16 protein-coding genes are annotated in these 17,710 nt (G+C 62.9%); 11 read left to right on the top strand and 5 right to left on the bottom strand.

What is annotated here, in order from left to right:
• The first annotated feature begins 76 nt into the window (after window positions 1-76).
• A complete protein-coding gene (locus tag DIE22_RS24810) occupies window positions 77-1,042 on the top strand; it encodes a PDR/VanB family oxidoreductase (RefSeq protein ID WP_124606296.1) in 966 nt (321 codons plus the stop codon).
• A 42-nt stretch (window positions 1,043-1,084) separates the two neighbouring features.
• Entirely contained in the window at window positions 1,085-2,185 is a 1,101-nt protein-coding gene (locus DIE22_RS24805; protein WP_124606295.1) for an amidohydrolase family protein, read from the top strand.
• Between the two features lie 9 nt (window positions 2,186-2,194).
• Here DIE22_RS24805 and DIE22_RS24800 read toward each other — a convergent pair whose 3' ends face one another.
• Window positions 2,195-3,094: a LysR family transcriptional regulator gene (locus tag DIE22_RS24800; RefSeq protein ID WP_124606294.1), complete on the bottom strand. Its 900-nt coding sequence runs from the start codon at window positions 3,092-3,094 to the stop codon at window positions 2,195-2,197.
• Between the two features lie 429 nt (window positions 3,095-3,523).
• Here DIE22_RS24800 and DIE22_RS24795 point away from each other — a divergent pair, with 429 nt between their 5' ends.
• From DIE22_RS24795 to DIE22_RS24770, 6 genes are all read left to right on the top strand, one after another.
• Window positions 3,524-4,471 carry a fumarylacetoacetate hydrolase family protein gene (locus tag DIE22_RS24795; RefSeq protein ID WP_124499101.1) on the top strand — a complete coding sequence of 316 codons (948 nt, stop codon included), beginning with the start codon at window positions 3,524-3,526 and terminating at the stop codon, window positions 4,469-4,471.
• A 22-nt stretch (window positions 4,472-4,493) separates the two neighbouring features.
• Window positions 4,494-5,000 carry a VOC family protein gene (locus DIE22_RS24790; protein ID WP_260426756.1) on the top strand — a complete coding sequence of 169 codons (507 nt, stop codon included), beginning with the start codon at window positions 4,494-4,496 and terminating at the stop codon, window positions 4,998-5,000.
• A gap of 29 nt (window positions 5,001-5,029) precedes the next feature.
• Entirely contained in the window at window positions 5,030-6,094 is a 1,065-nt protein-coding gene (locus DIE22_RS24785) for a CDP-6-deoxy-delta-3,4-glucoseen reductase (RefSeq protein WP_124606293.1), read from the top strand.
• 283 nt (window positions 6,095-6,377) lie between these two features.
• The gene (locus DIE22_RS24780; protein ID WP_124499099.1) at window positions 6,378-7,562 is read left to right on the top strand and encodes an OmpP1/FadL family transporter; all 1,185 of its coding nucleotides are present in this window, start codon (window positions 6,378-6,380) and stop codon (window positions 7,560-7,562) included.
• Between the two features lie 467 nt (window positions 7,563-8,029).
• Window positions 8,030-9,082 carry a proline racemase family protein gene (locus DIE22_RS24775; RefSeq protein ID WP_124499098.1) on the top strand — a complete coding sequence of 351 codons (1,053 nt, stop codon included), beginning with the start codon at window positions 8,030-8,032 and terminating at the stop codon, window positions 9,080-9,082.
• 107 nt (window positions 9,083-9,189) lie between these two features.
• Complete coding sequence (locus DIE22_RS24770; protein WP_124606292.1) at window positions 9,190-10,161, top strand: Ldh family oxidoreductase; 972 nt, start codon at window positions 9,190-9,192, stop codon at window positions 10,159-10,161.
• Between the two features lie 91 nt (window positions 10,162-10,252).
• Here the strand turns inward: DIE22_RS24770 and DIE22_RS24765 are convergent, their stop codons facing one another.
• The 3 genes from DIE22_RS24765 to DIE22_RS24755 form a co-directional block, all read right to left on the bottom strand.
• Entirely contained in the window at window positions 10,253-11,182 is a 930-nt protein-coding gene (locus DIE22_RS24765) for a DMT family transporter (RefSeq protein ID WP_124606291.1), read from the bottom strand.
• Between the two features lie 48 nt (window positions 11,183-11,230).
• Complete coding sequence (locus tag DIE22_RS24760; protein ID WP_124499095.1) at window positions 11,231-11,428, bottom strand: tautomerase family protein; 198 nt, start codon at window positions 11,426-11,428, stop codon at window positions 11,231-11,233.
• A 272-nt stretch (window positions 11,429-11,700) separates the two neighbouring features.
• The gene (locus tag DIE22_RS24755; protein WP_124499094.1) at window positions 11,701-12,621 is read right to left on the bottom strand and encodes a LysR substrate-binding domain-containing protein; all 921 of its coding nucleotides are present in this window, start codon (window positions 12,619-12,621) and stop codon (window positions 11,701-11,703) included.
• 336 nt (window positions 12,622-12,957) lie between these two features.
• Between DIE22_RS24755 and DIE22_RS24750 the strand changes: the two genes are divergently transcribed.
• The 3 genes from DIE22_RS24750 (at window position 12,958) to DIE22_RS24740 (ending at window position 16,485) form a co-directional block, all read left to right on the top strand.
• Window positions 12,958-14,217: an SRPBCC family protein gene (locus tag DIE22_RS24750; RefSeq protein WP_124606290.1), complete on the top strand. Its 1,260-nt coding sequence runs from the start codon at window positions 12,958-12,960 to the stop codon at window positions 14,215-14,217.
• A gap of 8 nt (window positions 14,218-14,225) precedes the next feature.
• Window positions 14,226-15,377, top strand: coding sequence for a hybrid-cluster NAD(P)-dependent oxidoreductase (locus DIE22_RS24745; protein ID WP_124606289.1), 1,152 nt, complete (start codon window positions 14,226-14,228; stop codon window positions 15,375-15,377).
• Window positions 15,378-15,555: 178 nt separating this feature from the next.
• Window positions 15,556-16,485, top strand: a complete 930-nt coding sequence (locus tag DIE22_RS24740) for a GlxA family transcriptional regulator (protein WP_124499091.1) — start codon at window positions 15,556-15,558, stop codon at window positions 16,483-16,485.
• Between the two features lie 105 nt (window positions 16,486-16,590).
• Here the strand turns inward: DIE22_RS24740 and DIE22_RS24735 are convergent, their stop codons facing one another.
• Window positions 16,591-17,655, bottom strand: a complete 1,065-nt coding sequence (locus tag DIE22_RS24735) for a polyamine ABC transporter substrate-binding protein (RefSeq protein ID WP_124499090.1) — start codon at window positions 17,653-17,655, stop codon at window positions 16,591-16,593.
• Window positions 17,656-17,710: the final 55 nt, after the last annotated feature.

Here is a 17,710-nt window from a genome sequence, read left to right as displayed (position 1 = left end):
GCCGGTGGCGTGACCCAGAGCGAGGCCGCGGCCGGCAGCGAGGCGATCGAATCTTCAAGGATACATCGAGGTTCTCATGCATCAGCCGTTGCTTATGTTACGCGTCAATCGCATCACCGACGAGACGCCGGAAATCCGCAGTTTCGAACTGGTGGATGATACCGGCAGTCCATTGCCCGAATTTACGGCCGGCGCGCACATCGATGTTCATCTGGAGCCCGGGCTGGTGCGGCAGTATTCAATCTGCAACGGCCCGGAACAGACCGGTTCCTATACGATCGCGGTCAAGCGGGAAGCGCAGTCGCGCGGCGGCTCGAGCGCGATGCATGACCGGTTGCATGTCGGCGATCTGGTCGGCGTGACCGGACCGCGCAACCACTTTCCGCTGGCGGCGGACGCACAGGAAAATTTGCTGTTCGGCGCCGGAATCGGCGTGACGCCTCTGCTGAGCATGGCGCGACACCTGCATGCGGCGAACCGCTGGTTTCACCTCGAGTATTTCACCCGCTCACCGGCGCATACGGCATTTGCCGATGTGCTGGCCGGTCCGGATTTCGCTGCACACGTGACGATTCATTACGGCGTGGAATCTGCCGAGTTGGCCGCTTACCTCGAGGCGCGGCTGGCATGGCGCCCCGCCGGCCGTCACATCTATACGTGCGGACCGCGCCCGTTCATGGACCTCGTCTCGCAGAAGGCGGCGCAATGCTATCCGGCCGACGCGGTGCACCTGGAGCATTTCCAGGCAGATCCGTCGCTGGCCGATGCGCCGCAGGCGCGTTTTACGGTCAGGCTTGCGCGCAGCGGCACGGAACTGGAAGTCCCTGAAGGTGAGTCCATCGTCGATGTGCTGGCGCGAAATGGCGTGCGGGTCGACGTGATGTGTCAGCAGGGCGTTTGCGGAACGTGCCTGACGAATGTACTCGAGGGCATACCCGATCACCGCGATGCGTTCCTTTGCGATGCCGAAAAAGCGTCGAACGACAGGATGCTGCTGTGCTGCTCCCGTGCCCGCAGTCCACGCCTCGTACTCGACCTGTAGCCATCGACTCGTCCGAAAGGTTCTGAAAAGGAATCGCGACACATGTATACGCCTCATCGCGCCGATCCGGCGTTGCTGTCCGGGGCGCCGGAAACGCACGGAAATTGCGGGTGCATCGACGTGCATACGCATATCGTTCCGCATGATTTTCCGCGGTATCTCGGCGGTGTACCTGACGTACCGTGGCCATCGATGGCGGCCGCACAACCCTGCCATCGGCACGTGATGGTGTCGGGGAAGGTATATCGAACTGTTTCGCATCATGCATGGGATGTGCAGCAGCGTGTCTCGGACATGGACACCGCCGGCATCGAGCGTCAGGTCCTGTCGCCGATGCCCGAGCTGCTCGCGTACTGGATGAGTCCGTCCGACGGCGCCGCGATGGCGCGCTATCTGAACGAAACGACGGCGACGATGGTTGCGGCTGCACCGAATCGGCTCGTCGGGCTCGGTGCGGTGCCCTTGCAGGATGTCGATCGCGCGATCGTCGAACTCGATTTCGCGATGCATGAACTCGGGCTGAGCGGCGTCGAGATCGGCGGCAACGTCAACGGCGTGCCCATCGGCGACGCGCGCTTGCGGCCTTTCTTCGAGGCAGCCGAACGATGGGGCGCCGCCATCTTCGTCCATCCGTTGCGGCCGGTAGGCCTCGAGCGCCTTGTCGGTCCGGCGGCACTGGAGCAGGTGCTCGCGTTCCCGGGGGAAATCGGCCTCGCCGCGGCGTCGATGATCACCGGCGGGACCTTGGCGCGACTTCCGCGCCTGCGCATCGCGTTCAGCCATGGCGGCGGCTCGTTGCCGATCCTGCTGCACCGCCTGCAGCATGCGTGGGAGACGAGCGCGCCTTTGCGGGATGCGATCGAGATAGCTCCGCGCGACGCCGCGCGCACGATGTATTACGACGATTTGTTGTACGGCGCGGATGCGATCGCATCCGTCATTCGAGCAATGGGGCCGACCCAGGTCATGATCGGATCGGATTACCCGTTCGCGATCATGGACAAGGATGCCGTCGCGCGGGTTGCCGATCTGGACCTTCACCCCGAATGGGTGTCGCTGCTGCGCGGGCGCAACGCGCAGCGTTGGCTGGGCCTCGACGAGAGCCGGCGGCCGCCGCATACGCCGGAGCATGCCGCCGGCTGATCTGGCCGATCATTCCGACAGCGTCGACGTCAATTTGGTCGCCGCAAACTTCGTCAACGCCTTGACCGCGACCGACAGATGGCGACGACTCGAATAGACGACCCAGGCGCCGCCCTGGTCGTGCCGGTATTCAGGCAACACGCGAATCAGTTTCCCGGCCGCCAGGTCTTCGGAGATGGCGGCGAACGGTAACAGCGCGATGCCCAGCCCCAGCCGCGCGGCATGCAATTGACTGCGTGCCGTGCTGGAATGAAAGCGGCCCTTGACCGTCACCTCGCACGGGCCGTTCGGACCTTCGAGGCGCCAGCGCATTTGCGAATCCAGCGTCGGCGCACCGATGCATTCGTGTTCGGCCAGCTCTTCGAGGGTCCGCGGGGTGCTGGTTCTGCTCAGGTACGCCGGGCTGGCAACGAGATACTGATAGGTATTGCCGAGTCGCTGCGCAACGAGGCTCGAATCCTGCATGGGCCCAACGCGAAACGCCAGGTCGATGGAATCCGCGATGATGTCGACGCGCTCGTCGGTCAACAGGAAATCCAGATGCACCTGCGGATAGAGTGCGAGGAAATCGGCGACGTGTTCGATCTTGAAGTAATCGAAGAAATCCGCCGGCGCGGTCACGCGCACCGTGCCGCGTGGTTCGAGGACGGAGTCCGACACCTCGAGGCGGGCGCGGTCGATATCGTCGATGCTGGATGAGCAACTCTCGTAAAACTGCCGCCCCGCAGTGGTGAGGCTGAGCTTGCGCGTCGAACGTTGAAGCAGGCGCGTGCCAAGTTCTTCTTCGAGATGCTGAACGCGTCGGCTGACGGTGTTGGGAGGAATTTCCAGGCGGCGTCCGGCTTCCGCGAAACTGCCCGCGCGAACAGAATGGACGAAGAGGGAAACGTTGTTGAGATCGATGCCCATCGCACTCACATAGGGACAGATAATTCAAAATTATAACGGTGTCTCAGCCATCCTCTCCATCGGGAATCACACGTAGAGGAGCCGGCCTTCGTCGAAAGCGAAAGCGTGCGGTCGAAAAATTCCCGCCGTACCGTGGCCGCGATTCCCTCCGTGTGCGGACGACAGAAGTACAGATTGACTCGCTACTCAAGCATTCGACAGCGATCCATACTTGAATCAGATCGAGTCGTTACATTGATACGGAACGGACCAGCTGTCCGGAGACGTATCGATGATGATGGTTCGTATAACGATATATCGATCATTTCGCTTGCAATGACGACGCATTCAGCGTTTCCGCGATGCCGGCGGAAGCGGCTCTGATGAACAACGGGCCGACGGCGATGTATCGGAATCGGGAAGCGTCAAACGTACTTCAACGGAGTAGCCGTGCAATCTAATTACAAGGTGGTCACATATTCCACGGATTCGCTGTCCGCTCGAGCCGGGATCGTCATCGACGAATCGGTGTTCGACGCCGAATCCATTCTCGCCGGCGAAGCCGCCAGCGGCGCAGGCCTGTCGGTGCAGGCGTTGCTCGAAAGCTGGTCGGACCATAGCCGGAAACTGTCGGCGTATGCGTCGGGCACGGAAGTGCCGCACGCAGACGCGGTGCCGCTTCCGAACGTGCGACTCTGGGCACCGCTGCCGCAGCCGGGCACGATCTATTGCGCCGGCGCCAACTATCGCGACCACGTGGAGGAAATGAGCAAGGCGCTCAACCATCCGATGCCCGACGATTTGCGCGCCTATTTCGGTGCGCCGTGGTTCTTCATCAAACCGTCGCGGAGTTGCGTGGTCGGCCCGCACGCACGAACGAAGCACCCGGAGCATGCGGCTACGGTGGACTGGGAGGCCGAACTGGCTGTGGTGATCGGCAAGCCGGCGCGTAACGTGTCGGCGGAGGATGCATTGCAGTACGTGGCCGGTTACACGATCGCCAACGATCTGTCCGCGCGTGATCTGATGCGTCGTCCGCAGATGCCGGGCGGCACGCCGTTCCATTACGACTGGACGTCGCACAAGGCTTTCGAGGGCGCCTGTCCGATGGGGCCGTGGATCGTTCCCGCGGACCAGGTCGACGATCCTCAATCGATCGGCATTCGCCTGAGCGTCAACGGCGTACGCAAACAGGATTCGAACACGAGTCAGATGATCTTCTCGCTCGCCGAGCAGATCGCGCACCTGTCGAAGGCCGTCACGCTGAATCCGGGCGACGTGATCCTGACTGGCACGCCGGCCGGCGTGGGTGCCGCTACACGGGAATTTCTCGCGGCGGGGGATCGCGTTCGAGTCGAAATCGACGGGCTGGGCGTGCTCGAAACCAGCATCGCTTGACCGTCGAGGCGAGGAGGAAGTCATGAGCTATATCAGGGAAATCGTCCCGGACGCGCATGCGGATCCGAAGACGGAAACCTCGGTCATCAAGCCTTACGTGATGTCGCACGGTACGCTCGAATGCCGCGAGCTCGCGACGTCCCGAAAGTTCTACGAGGAATTTCTCGGCCTCGAGGTCGTTCAACACTCGCCGGTGTCGATGGCGTTGAGGTGCGGGTTCAAGTTCCACATCGTATGCGTGGAAGTCGGCAGCGAGGTTCACTCGATGAGTTTTCTCACGCACTGGGGCATCGATGTGAGTTCGCGCGAGGAAGTTGATGCGGCGCATGAAGCGGCACAACGACTCAAGGAAACGTACGGTATCCAGAACACCACGAACCCCGTCGAACAGCACGGTGTGTATTCGTTCTATCTTCAGGACAGGGACAACAACTGGTGGGAAGTGCAGTACTACGCCGGCGGATTCCAGCATGAAGACATGTTCGATTTCGGCGACCGTTACGACTCGTCCATGACGCTGACGGCATAGGCCAGGCTGGACGCGGAGCGAGACAAATCATGGAAGCGACTACCAGAACGATTACGCTGGTCCCGAGCGGACACACCTTCGACGTCGCGCCGGGCGAAAGCATTCTCGGTGCCGGCATCAAGGCAGGGCGAAGTCTGCCCTACAGCTGCAAGACAGGCATCTGCCGAGGGTGCCGCGCACGTGTTCGTAAAGGAACGATAAGTCACGGCGAAACCGCGATCGGATACCTCAGCATGCCGGAGCGAGAGCAGGGCTACGCGTTGCTGTGCCAGGCGTCCCCGGAAACCGATTGCGAAGTCGAGGTCGACGAGCTGGACGACATGACCGGCATTCGACCGCGTGTCGTTCCGTGCCGGGTCATCGGTATGTCCCGCCTGGCGCCCGACGTCATGGGGCTGCGCCTGCGTTTGCCGATGAACGAGAAGATGCGCTTTCTCGCCGGGCAGTACGTGGACATTCTGACGGCCGATGGAAGGCGCCGAAGCTACTCGATTGCGACCGATCCGGGTATCGAAGGCGTCGTGGAAATCGAGCTGCACTTGCGGCACGTGTCGGGCGGCAGCTTCACCGACCATGTCTTCACGTCGATGAAAATGCGCGACCTGCTGCGTTTCGAAGGTCCGCTAGGTACGTTCCATCTGCGTGAAGACAGTACGAAGCCGATCGTGATGCTGGCGAGCGGAACAGGGATGGCGCCAATCCTCGCCATGCTTCGCTACGCATTGCGCAAGGAGATTCATCGCACGCGGCCGATTACGGTTTACTGGGGCGGCCGGACCCGCGCGGACCTCTATCTGCTCGATGAGCTGAACGATCTGGCCGGCCAGCATGAGGGCCTGACGTTTGTGCCGGTGTTGTCCGATCCGACGACGGCGTGCGGCTGGCAGGGACGCGTCGGGTTGGTCCATCACGCGGTGATGGACGATTGCAAGGTCATGCTCGCGGACGCGCAGGTATATGCATGCGGCGCACCCGTCATGGTTGATGCCGCGCGGCGCGATTTTGTCGAAGCGTGCGGATTGCCGGAGCAGGTCTTCTTCGCGGATTCGTTCGTTTCTGAAGCTGACCGCGTGCGGAGTGCGGCGGCCGGTTGAGGCCTTCTGTTGTTGCTTCTGCGTCGCGACGTTCCGGTTTGCGGTGCGGGAGGCATTGGCAGAGTCGCGCCGTATGCATTCCGGTATCGACTCGCCAATCAGAAGCATTGACGGCACCCTCGGCCGGAATTTCATGGCGCCGGCCTTTCTCTTCCAGCTTGAGAATAATCGTGCCGCTCGGCGAGCGAATCAATAAGGAGATTTCTATCTGCTCATGAATCAGGTTTGGATGTTTTTATAAATACTAAAAATACAATTATGAGCTAAATACAAAGGAGACGTTGTGGAGAAGGAGAGATTTGGTGGAGTGACAAGGTGCGCCGTGTTCGCCGGCGTATTGGCGTTATTTTCCGCGTCCGCTCAGGCGACGAACGGGAATTTGATGACAGGGTACGGATTTTCGGCCGCCAGCATGGGCGGCGCGTCAATCGGGTTGCCGCAGGATGCGCTGGGTGGGGCGAACAATCCGGCGGGAATGGCATACGTGGGAACACGCTTTGACGTCGATATGGCGTTCTTCCATGGCTATTCCGATGCAACTTATGGTTTTACCGGAAACACGCAGTCGACCCACGTCAACACGCCAATGCCGGAATTGGGTGTCAACTATGAAGTTACGCCAAAGCTGACGCTCGGGGTGTCGATGTATGGTGCGGGAGAGAAAACCGAATATGGTCGGCCGACATTGCCGCTACCTGGCGTTCTCGATGCCAAATCGTATCTGCTTCAACTCAACGTCGCGTCTACCATAACCTACAAGATCACGCCCACGCTTGCAGTAGGTGCATCGGTGATCGGTGGTTTCGAGCAATTCCGGGTCAGCGGATTCGTGGTGCCCGGGGCCTCCGGGGCCCTCCAGCCGGTGCCGAGCCACGGAACTGCAACGGCATACGGTATCGGTGGCGCGCTCGGCGTCTTATGGAAACCCGTTTCCAGGCTGTCGGTTGGCGCGAGCTACTATACAAAAATGCGCTACGGGCGCTTGTCCGGATACGCGGACGACGTTCTTCTCAAGTATGGCGGGCATATTGACGGGCCGGAACGGTATGGCGTCGGTATCGCGTTCGAACCGTTCGATCGCTTCAAGGTTGCCTTCGACTGGTTGCATATCAACTGGAGCACCGTGGCGGCCTTGGCCGATCCGGCGACGTTCGGATGGCGCAACCAGAACGTCTATCGTGTTGGCGTTTCTTACGCGTTGGGATCCAAATGGGTGCTCATGGCAGGCTACAGCCATGCGAATTCGCACGTCGACACCGACCATACGCTCGCTGCGTTCTTTAGCCCCGCGGTTTCCGAGCAGGCCGTGACCTTGGGTGCCACTTATCACGTCGATTCGAAGAACGACGTATCGTTTGGTCTCGAGCATACGATACCGAGAACGATGATCGGAACAGGACCGAGCACCGGCACGAACCTGAAAGTCGGCTATGACTTCTTCCGTCTCGCCTACTCGCATCGATTTTGATGCATCCATGGATCGATCGCGTCGAACGCCGGAATCGGAAGAAACGATACGCACGTTCGATAAGTCTTGAATACGTATGCGCCGCCAGCGGGGAATGGCGGCGCATATCGTTAACCCTCGCCACTGCTGGCGACGGATGATTCCTGGATGGTGCCGGGTATTCCGTCGTTCCGCCGCGCGGACGCGACTTCCTCGATCGACTGGATCGAGGTAACGACACCGTGTGTTCGCGACCGTCGGAGCACTTCCACCGGTTGCCTAAGCGCCGCTTATGATCAGCACAACCCGGGCTAAATCAGATCGGTCGGTCACTCGACCGGAGTAAGTTGCCTCATCGGACCGACGACCATGACCAGGACGGTCAGGGCCGTCCGGTCGCAGGGGCGACGTTGCGCGGTGCACGGAGACGTTCGCGCAACGCCGAGCACGATCATAGTCGGTAAAGAACGTAGGCAATCAGGAAGATCATGACCTTCAAGCGCACTTTCCATGCCGTCGAGACTCACTCCGGTGAGCCGATGCGCGTGATCACCGGTGGCGTTCCCCATATCCCGGGCAACACGGTCTACGAGCAGATGAAGTGGCTCGAGCAGAACGACGACCAGATCCGCATGCTGATGCTGCGGGAGCCGCGCGGCTATCCTCCGCTCTGCTGCAACCTGGTGGTGCCGGCAAAGCATCCGGATGCGGCGGCGGGGTACATCATCATGGAGCAGGTCGAATATCCGGTGATGAGCGGCGGCAACACCATTTCGGTTGCAACCGTGCTGCTGGAAACCGGGATGATCCCGATGCAGGAGCCCGTGACCGAGTTCCAGCTCGAAGCGCCGGCGGGACTGATCGGCATCCGGGCCGAGTGCAGCAACGGCAAGGTCACGTCGGTCACTTTCAAGAACGTGCCGGCGTTTGCCGCCCACATCGAGAAAGTCATCGACGTGCCGCATCTCGGCAAGGTCACCGTGGACGTGGGCTGGGGCGGCATGTTCTACGTGATCGCCGACGTTCGCCAGTTCAAGGGCCTCGAGCTGAAGCCCGAGCACGGTCGGGAAATCACCCGGGTCTCCGCGCTGATCCTGAAGGCAGCGCAGGAGCAGCTGCCCGTCGCGCATCCGCATTATCCGGGATACGGCATCACGATCGCGCAACTGTCAGGTCCGACGGAAAATCCGAACGCGGACTGGAAGAACGCCGTCACGGTGGCCAGCGGGGCAATCGACTTCGACAATCCGGCGACGTGGACTGGCGCCATCGACCGGTGCCCGTGCGGAACGGGCACGTCTGCGAAGATGGCCACCCTTCATGCCAAGGGCCAGCTGGACCTGAACCAGCCATTCCGGCACGAAGGCGTGCTGGGAACCGTGTTCACGGGCAACCTCGTCGAGCGGGCCAGCGTCGGCGATATCCAGGCTGTCGTGCCGACGATCTCCGGCCGCTCGTGGATCTACGGCTACAACACCTATGTGCTCGATCCCGACGATCCGTTCGTCAACGGCTTTACGATGGGCGACATCTGGGCATGACACAGGGCGGCCTGGCAGGCCATCGATCGACAGGACAGGCAGGCATGCGGGCGACCCGGGCACCTCGAAACGGCTCGGGTCGTCCATTGCATTTGGGGGGATAGACGATGAAATACGAGCGTGAAGCAGCGCGGCAGGTAGCGTTCGACGCAATCAAGGCGGTGGGTGCGAACGATGCGATCGCGCATTCGCTCGCCGAGGCCGTGATATCGGCTGAACTGGCCGGCAGCAAGGCGGTGGGCTTTGCCCACCTTCCGGATTACCTGGATGGTTTCGCGAAAGGCAGGATTGCCGCGAGTGCCGAGCCGGAAGTGAGTTTTCCGGCCCTGGCGGCGGTACGGGTCGATGCACGCGGCGGGATTGCGCAACTGGCCTATGACCGCGTGTTCGACGAACTCGTCGACCGGGCGAAGACGTACGGCGTTGTCACGCTCGCCGTGTCGAACAGCTTCACCGTCGGCGAGCTCGGCTACTACACGCGCCGACTGGCGGAGTCGGGCCTGGTCGCACTCGGCACCTGCAATGCGACGGCGCAGATGACCACGCTGGAGAGCGGCAAGGCCGTGTTCGGAACCAATCCGGTGTCGTTCGCCGCGCCGGTTGCGAACGAGCGGCCGTTCGTGATCGACCAGGCATCGAGCGCGACCGCATTCGTCAACGTGCGCAAGGCCGCGGAAACGGGCGAGGCGATTCCCGACGGATGGGCGGTGGACGGGCAAGGCCTGCCGACCACGGACGCGCGTGCGGCGATCAGCGGCCTGCTGTTGCCGTTCGGCGGCGCACGCGGCGCCAACATCGCGATGATGATGGAGATCCTGGCCGCGGGCGTAACCGGCGCCAACTGGTCGATGGACGCGCCGCCTTACGCGCGAGGGAGCGAGACGCCGGGCGTCGGGCTTTTCGTCGTGGCCGTGAAGGCCGATGTGTTCGCCGGCGATTTCGAAGCGCGCCTGGCCGCGCAGATCGCAAGGCTGGCGCAAGCCGGCGTGCGGATTCCGGGCAGTCACATCAAGGTGCGCGAGATCGACGTGCCGGACGACGTCATGAACCGGGTTCGTTCGCTCGGATCGGCCGGCTGAGCCGGAGGCCGCCCCGGCTCGCGGGGCGGCAGAACGCGCGGGCAGTCGTAGTCAGTCGTCGATCCGGTTGCGCTGCAATGCTGCATCGACGTCACTCGACGGGCGCAGCACCCTGGATGAATCGCGACTGCTGCCGCGTGCGGTACTGGCGACCTGATTCGAGCATGGCGATGCTGCCAAGAATGAGGACGGCGGCCATGATCTCCGCCAGTCCTGCTGCTTCACCGGTGCTCCACCCGATGAGCAGCGCCACCACGGGCGTGATGTACACGGCGCCGGCAGCCGCCACGGCGCCGAGTTTCTGCAGCAGGTAGTAATACAGAATAAATGCCGAGCCGGTGCCGAGCAGCCCGAGTCCGATCACGATCCCGGCCGTCGCACGGCTGTCCTCGAAGATCCGCCCGATGCCGTGGACGTCGGTCAGTGCGACAAGTATCAGCAACGCGACGCCCATCTGCCAGGTCACGATGGCCAGCGGCGCGAGGCCGGTCGGCGACAGGAAGCGCCGGGCGTAGATGTACGAAAATCCGAAGAGGGCCGACCCGGCCATCATCCATGCGATGCCCGCCAGGCTGATGGCGTCGCCATTGCCCATGCCCGCCCACGGCCGCGCGATCAGCACGATGCCTGCCATGCCCAGCGCGACACCGTATTGCGTCCGGCGGTTCATCTTCTCGTTGCGCAGGAACAGGCCCGATGCCAACGACGTGAAGAGGGTCGACGATCCGCCCAGCACGCCGGCAATGCCGGACGGGAGCAGCGTCGTCCCCTGTGCCATCGCGAAGTAGGGAAACGCCGCGGCCAGCGCGGCCATCACGGCGAAATGATGCAGGTAACGTATCTGGCCGAGCCGGACCGCGCGCTGATGCCACGCGAGCGCGGCCAACGGCGCGAAACCGAACACGACGCGCAGCAGCGATATCTGGCCCGGGCTGATGAAAGCCCCTGCCCATTTCATGTAGACGAAATTGGACCCCCAGAACACGCCGAGGAGGACGAAGGCGCAATAGGTTCGTATCAAGATGGTTCCGGTCCGGCGGGTTGGCGATCGACGCGGGTGCGCTTCTCGTTATGCGGGGCGCGATTGTTCGGCGCAAAGCTCGCCCGCGATTGCCCAGTCGCTGGCAGGAACGTCCTCGAAGATGACGAAGGTGTGCCTGGGTTCGATCCCGGCATGGCGCAGCAGGCTCTCCGTGATGTCGGCCGCGACGGCCTTCTTGGCGGACGCTTCCTTGCCCGCGAGCCAACTGACGCGAACGACCGGCATGGGTATCTCCTTTCTGAAGCAGATGGTTATTGATCGCGGCGCAGCACCGGCCTGGCGCCGGCGCGCATTTTCAGGCCAGTATCGAAAGAACGACAAGGCCGGTCAACGGACTATATTTTCCGCGTCGCATTACATCAGGTTATGGGAGCGAAACCGCAGGCAACGACGGCAATGCGACGCGGTGAATGCGCGCACGCGGGACGAAGTCGACCGGCGTCACGGACGCGATGCCGGTCGATCGACGAAGGGTGTGGAAGGTCGAACGGCGCCGTTCAGCGAACCGGGAGATCCTCGCGCAACCAGTCGATCAACTGGTTGACCGCGGGTGTGATCGAGCGGCCGTGAGGCACGACGACGAAATAGGCGTCGCTCATCTTGCAGGACGCGACCGACAGACGGACCAGCTCGCCGGTCGCCAGCAGGTCATGCACCATCCGGCTCCAGCCGAGTGCGACCCCTTGCCCGTATCGCGCCGCCTGGACGGCGTCGGTGTAGAGGCTGCAGCGCAGCACGTAGTTCAACCGGCTCGGGCGGTGGCCCACCGAGTGGAACCATGCGTCCCAGCCCATCCATCCCTCGTAGGTCGAATCGGATTCGACGAGCGGCAGCGCGGCAAGCGCCTGGAGCGATTCCGGCATGCCGTTTTCCTCGAGGAAGCGCGGCGAGCAGACCGGAAACACTTCCTCGTCGAACAGCAGGATCGACGTGCCGTCCGCCCACCGGCCGTCGCCATAGCGCACCGCAACATCGACTTCGACATGCCGGAGGTCGGCCGTGAACATCTGGGTGGTCAGCCGCAGCTGCAACGGGGGATTCAGTTGCTTGAGCTTGGGAAGCCGCGGCAGCAGCCGGAATTGCGCGAACGGCGCGGTCGACGCGAGGACGAGTTCCTGCTGCTCGGCGCCGGTCGACAGGCGATCGAATACACCGGCGATCTTCTGCATGGATTCGGCCACCGTCAGGTACAGCATTTCGCCCTCGCTCGTCAGCGCGATCGAGCGATGCAGGCGATGAAAGAGCCGGACATTCAGCGTTTCCTCGAGGAACCGTACTTGCCGGCTCACGGCCGCCTGCGTCACACCCAGTTCGGTCGCGGCAAGCGTGAAGCTCGCCAGGCGCGCGACCGCCTCGAACTCGACCAGCGCCGTCAACGACGGGACGATGCGTCGATACCCTTTGGTTCGTTTTGTCATGTTCATCAGGTTGGTGTCATGCGGGGGGGCAGGCTCGCGGCCGGACGGAGCACGGCCAGCGGAAATCCCGTGGCCGCGCAGCATCGACCGACGCGCCGGCGCGACATCCTGTGCTGACAAATTGCAGGGGTCAAGCCGGTGCGTCGCGGTCGCCGGAAGACGCCGGATGCCTTGCGGGACAGTCGAATCAGGGTAAATCAGGACGGGGCAAAGGTCGCATAACTTAAAGTAATGCGAAGCAGAAAATAAGGCGCGTTGACGCTACAAATTGCCACTCCAATACTTCCGCCAAAGCGCAATACAAGCATTGCGAAAATCAACCCATTGGAGGAGTACATGTCCGCGATCCCGCTCAAGACCCACCGCGAGTTGCTCGACAGCCGCAAGCCCGGACACGGGATGCCGGCCGAGCTGTTTGGCCGTCAGGACGTGTTCGAGACGGACGTCGAAGTCTTCTTCGAGAAGCTGTGGATCTTCGTTGCCGTGACGGCCGACGTTCCGGAGCCCGGCGACGTCTACGCGGTGGATATCGGCAAGTCGTCGATCCTGATCGTGCGCGATGACGACGAGAACATCCGCGCGTACCGCAACGTCTGCCGGCATCGCGGCGCACGCCTGATGAAGGGCGGTGCAAAGGCGACCGTCGGCATGGTGGTGTGTCCGTACCACCAGTGGACGTACGACCTGGACGGCAGCCTGAAACATGCGACCCACATGGGCAAGGAATTCGACACGACATGCCGGAGCCTGATCCCGGTGCACGTCAAGGTGGTCGGCGCGCATGTGTTCGTTTGCCTCGCCGACGAGGCGCCGGAGGATTTCTCGACGCTCGAGACGGTGATGGCGCCGCGCTTCGCGCCGCACGACATGCAGCGCACGAAGATCGCGCACGAGATGACGATCGTCGAGAACGGCAACTGGAAACTCGTGATAGAGAACAATCGCGAGTGCTACCACTGCGGCGGCACGCATCCCGAGCTCACGCAGTCGTTCCTTGCGCACGACTTCGGCTTCTGCCCGGACGGGCAGAGCGAGGAATCGCTGCGCGAGTACGACGAATACCTTGCGCACAATGCCGCCCGCAAGGAAGAGTGGGAAGGGGCAGGCTATATCTGCGAGGCGTTCGAGTCGCTCGACGAGCGCGTCGACACGAACTTCCGTTCGCAGCGGCTCGTCATTGCCGGTGCCTGCGAATCGCAGACGATGGATACGAAGGTGGCGTGCACGAAGCTGCTCGGCGGTCTGGCGCGTCGCGATCTGGGAGACGTGCATATGTGGACCCATCATTCGTGGACCCACGTGATGAGCGATCACGCGGTGGTCGCAACCATCCTGCCGATCGCGCCGGACAAGACGGTGGTGCGTACCGTGTGGCTGGTGCACGCGGATGCGATCGAAGGTGTCGACTACGACCTGAAGACGCTGACGGAAGTGTGGGATGCCACGACGCGTCAGGATGCGGATCTGGTTGCGATCACGCATAGCGGCACGCAGGACCCCGCCTATGTTCCCGGCCCGTACTCGACCTACACGGAAGCCGCGCTCGATCAGTTCGCACGCTGGTACGACGCACGCCTGAAGGCTCACGGAATCTGAGTTTCGCCATGACTGTCAGAGAGAATTTTTGCGTGCCCGGATCGGCTGCGGAAGCACGGGATCGTTTCTCGGACCCCGGCACCTGGGAGCGCGCGGAGCAGCAATGGTCCAGCGGCGAACGCAAGACGCTGGTGTGCTGCAGGGTGCGTGCCGAAACGCACGACGTCCGGACGTTCGTGTTCCGTGCGAAAGACGGCCAGGCCTTCAGCTTCGAGCCCGGCCAGTTCATCACCGTATCGGCCGACATCGGCGGCGCGCCGGTCAGCCGCTGCTACACGATCTCGTCGCCGCCGACGCGGCCGTACACGTTGACGATCACGGTCAAGCGCACGCCCGGCGGGATCATGTCGAACTGGTTGCACGACACCATGCGGCCTGGGGTCGAACTGGCTGCGTTCGGTCCGTCCGGCATCTTCACGCCGGCCTGCGCGCCGGCCGTGAAGATGCTGTACCTGTCCGCCGGCTCGGGCGTGACGCCGCTGATGTCGATGACGCGCGCGGCGATCGATCTCGGCCTGAACCTCGATATCGTGTTCGTTCACAGTGCGAGAACGCCCGACGACATCATCTTTCGCGACGAGTTGAACCGGCTGCGCGAAGACGCGGACCATCTCCAGGTGGTTCACGTGTGCGAAGCGCTGGGGACCGAGGCTGGCTGGAGCGGCCCGATCGGCAGGCTGAGCGTCGAACTCCTGCGCCAGTCCGTGCCGGACTATCGCGACCGCGAGGTGTTTACCTGCGGCCCGTCGGGCTATATGAACGCCGTCAGGGATCTCCTCGTTCAGGGCGGTCACGACCCGGCCCGCTACCATCAGGAAAGCTTCAACTTTGCCGAAACGGTGGCGCCGCTTGAGGACGTTGCCGAGGCATCCGGCAACGTGGAGCAAGGGGCGGACGGCACCTATACGGTCCGGCTGGCCAAGTCGGGAAAGACGTTCGCGATGAATGCGTCGGAGACGGTGCTCGCCGCCGCACGCAAGAACGGCGTCGCGTTGCCGTCCTCGTGCAGCCAGGGCATTTGCGGCACGTGCAAGACCGCGGTGCTCGAAGGGTCCGTCGACATGCAGCACAACGGCGGCATTCGTCAGCGGGAAATCGACAAGGGCCTGCGTCTGATGTGCTGCAGCCGGCCGACGTCGGATCTCGTGCTGGATCTGTAGTCCGCGCCGGACCTTCCGGTTCCGGTTTTCCCGCCTTCGGTCGGGCAGTGTCCCGGGCAGCTTCGCCACGAAGCCGTCTCGGGACGTCTTCATCCCGGTCCGTTCATTCCCTTGCGTTGCAATCGTGCACGACGTCTCGCTCGCCCCGGATTCGACACCGCGCCATTTCGGGTTTCTCATGCTTCCGTCGTATTCGATGATCGCGTTCACGAATGCGCTGGAAGCGCTGCGCATCGCCAATTACGTGGACCGTATCGAGCACTATCGCTGGACGGTCTTCTCCGTCGACGGCGTCCCCGTCGAAGCCAGCAACGGCATCGCGATCCGGCCCGTGCAGGCGCTGGATCCATCCGGCGATCTGCCGGACGTGATGATCGTATGCGGCGGCACGCACATCCGGGAAACGGTGGATGCGCGGCTGCGGCAGGCGCTCGTCGCGCTCGCGAGCCGCGGGATCGCATTGGGTTCGCTGTGCAGCGGCGCGTATGCGCTGATGTCGGCGGGTTTGCTCGACGATTACCGTTGCACCGTGCACTGGGCGGATTTGTTCAGGCTGCGCGCCGAGTTTCCGGACGTCCGGATCACGCGCGAACTGTTTGTCGTCGATCGCGACCGCATGACCTGTACCGGTGGCACCGCGCCGCTGGACATGATGCTCAACCTGATGTCGACGCATCTTGGCCCGCATCTGGTCGTTCGCGTGTCGCAACACCTGATTCTGACGAGGCTGCGCGGCGCGAGCGAGCACCAGCCGATACCGGTCGGTGCGCGTCTCGAGTCGGCACGTGCGGAACTGGTGGAGGCGGTGAAGCTGATGGAGGCGAACGTCGAGGAGCCGCTTTCGTTCGACGAAATCGCGCGGCTCGTCGGACTGTCGGCGCGCCAGATGCAGCGCGTGTTCAAGGAATATCTGAACGCGTCTCCGCGCAAATACTACCTGAGCGTCCGCCTGAAGCACGCGCAAGGGCTCTTGCGCGCCGGCAACGATTTCATCGCGCACGTATCGAGCCGTTGTGGATTCCCGTCCGCATGCAGTTTCAGCAAGGCATATCGACGGGAGTTCGGCCATGCGCCGATTGCCGAGCGTCGCATGCCGCGTCACGCATAGACGGCCATCGAGATCGAACCGGCACGATCGTCCGGACGGCCGGGCGGGCAGGGCCGTTCGCGATCCGGCGCACGGCCCGCCCCGCCTCGCGGTTGCGTCGCTTGCTTACTTCTGCCCGAGCCAGACCGCGAACTTCTGGTTCAGGTCGTCGGAATGATCGGCCCAGAATGCGACGTTGGTGTCGATCGCGTTCTTCTGGTTCTGCGGCGCGGTCGGCAGGTAGGGCGCGACCTTCGGATCGACCAGCTTGACCGACGACTGGCGCAGCGGCCCGAGCGCCGTGGCCGAGGCCAGCTTCGCGAGGGCTTCGGTCGAGGTCGCATGACGAATGAAGTCCTGGGCGGCCTTCTGGTTCTTCGACCCCTTCACGATCGCATAGCCTTCGATGTTCTTGACCTCGCCATCCCACAGGAATCCGAACGGCTTCCTGTCCTGCGTGGCGGCGACGTAGATCCGGTTGTTATAGGCGCTCGTCATCGTCACCTCGCCGTCGGCCAGCAACTGCGGCGGCTGCGCGCCGGTTTCCCACCAGACGATCGACGACTTGATCGTATCGAGCTTCCTGAATGCGCGCTTCAGGCCGTCGGGCGTCGCGAGCGTCTTGTAGACGTCCGCGGCGGGGACGCCGTCGGCGAGCAGTGCCCACTCGAGCGCGGCTTCCGGCGACTTGCGCAGCCCGCGCTTGCCGGGGAACCGCTTCAGGTCGAAGAAGTCCGCGATCTTCGACGGCTCGCCGCCCTTGAACGCGTTCTTGTTGTACGTGATCACCGTGGACCATGCGACGTTGCCGACCAGGCAGTCCGACAGGCCGCCCGGCATGAAGTCGGACTTGGCCGCGGCACCGGTCGTGGCGGCCGGCAGGGACGCGGGATTGATCTTCTCGAGCAGGCCTTCATCGCACGCGCGCGTGGCGTCGGCGAGCTGCATGTCGACCACGTCCCACGTGACGTTCTTCGTCTCGACCTGGCTGCGGATCTGGGCAATCCCGCCGTTGTACGTATCGGTCTTGACGTTCGTTCCCGATTGCGACGCGAACGGACGCACCGCGGTCGCGTTTTGCGCGTCCTGATACGAGCCGCCCCATGACGAGAAAACGAGTTCGGCGGCCGTGGCAGGCAGCGCCGCCATGCCGATCACGACGAGTGCCAACGCCTTCAAAGAGTGATTCATTTAAAGCCTCATCAAGAAATGTGCAGAAGTCTCCGCGGTAGTTTTCGAGCGGCAG

The sequence above is a fragment of the Burkholderia sp. Bp9142 genome, from assembly GCF_003853415.1.
Classification (GTDB): Bacteria; Pseudomonadota; Gammaproteobacteria; order Burkholderiales; family Burkholderiaceae; genus Burkholderia.
The sequence above is the reverse complement of the archived record's forward strand: the minus strand, read 5'-3'. Positions and strand labels throughout refer to the sequence as shown.

What these genes read in the sequence shown, in the direction of transcription:
- DIE22_RS24740 (WP_124499091.1), top strand. Translation starts at nt 15,556, where the DNA reads ATGCTTCCGTCGTATTCGATGATCGCGTTCACGAATGCGCTGGAAGCG.
- DIE22_RS24800 (WP_124606294.1), bottom strand. Translation starts at nt 3,094, where the DNA reads ATGGGCATCGATCTCAACAACGTTTCCCTCTTCGTCCATTCTGTTCGC.
- DIE22_RS24760 (WP_124499095.1), bottom strand. Translation starts at nt 11,428, where the DNA reads ATGCCGGTCGTTCGCGTCAGTTGGCTCGCGGGCAAGGAAGCGTCCGCC.
- DIE22_RS24755 (WP_124499094.1), bottom strand. Translation starts at nt 12,621, where the DNA reads ATGACAAAACGAACCAAAGGGTATCGACGCATCGTCCCGTCGTTGACG.
- DIE22_RS24750 (WP_124606290.1), top strand. Translation starts at nt 12,958, where the DNA reads ATGTCCGCGATCCCGCTCAAGACCCACCGCGAGTTGCTCGACAGCCGC.
- DIE22_RS24805 (WP_124606295.1), top strand. Translation starts at nt 1,085, where the DNA reads ATGTATACGCCTCATCGCGCCGATCCGGCGTTGCTGTCCGGGGCGCCG.
- DIE22_RS24775 (WP_124499098.1), top strand. Translation starts at nt 8,030, where the DNA reads ATGACCTTCAAGCGCACTTTCCATGCCGTCGAGACTCACTCCGGTGAG.
- DIE22_RS24790 (WP_260426756.1), top strand. Translation starts at nt 4,494, where the DNA reads ATGAGCTATATCAGGGAAATCGTCCCGGACGCGCATGCGGATCCGAAG.
- DIE22_RS24785 (WP_124606293.1), top strand. Translation starts at nt 5,030, where the DNA reads ATGGAAGCGACTACCAGAACGATTACGCTGGTCCCGAGCGGACACACC.
- DIE22_RS24810 (WP_124606296.1), top strand. Translation starts at nt 77, where the DNA reads ATGCATCAGCCGTTGCTTATGTTACGCGTCAATCGCATCACCGACGAG.
- DIE22_RS24745 (WP_124606289.1), top strand. Translation starts at nt 14,226, where the DNA reads ATGACTGTCAGAGAGAATTTTTGCGTGCCCGGATCGGCTGCGGAAGCA.
- DIE22_RS24770 (WP_124606292.1), top strand. Translation starts at nt 9,190, where the DNA reads ATGAAATACGAGCGTGAAGCAGCGCGGCAGGTAGCGTTCGACGCAATC.
- DIE22_RS24735 (WP_124499090.1), bottom strand. Translation starts at nt 17,655, where the DNA reads ATGAATCACTCTTTGAAGGCGTTGGCACTCGTCGTGATCGGCATGGCG.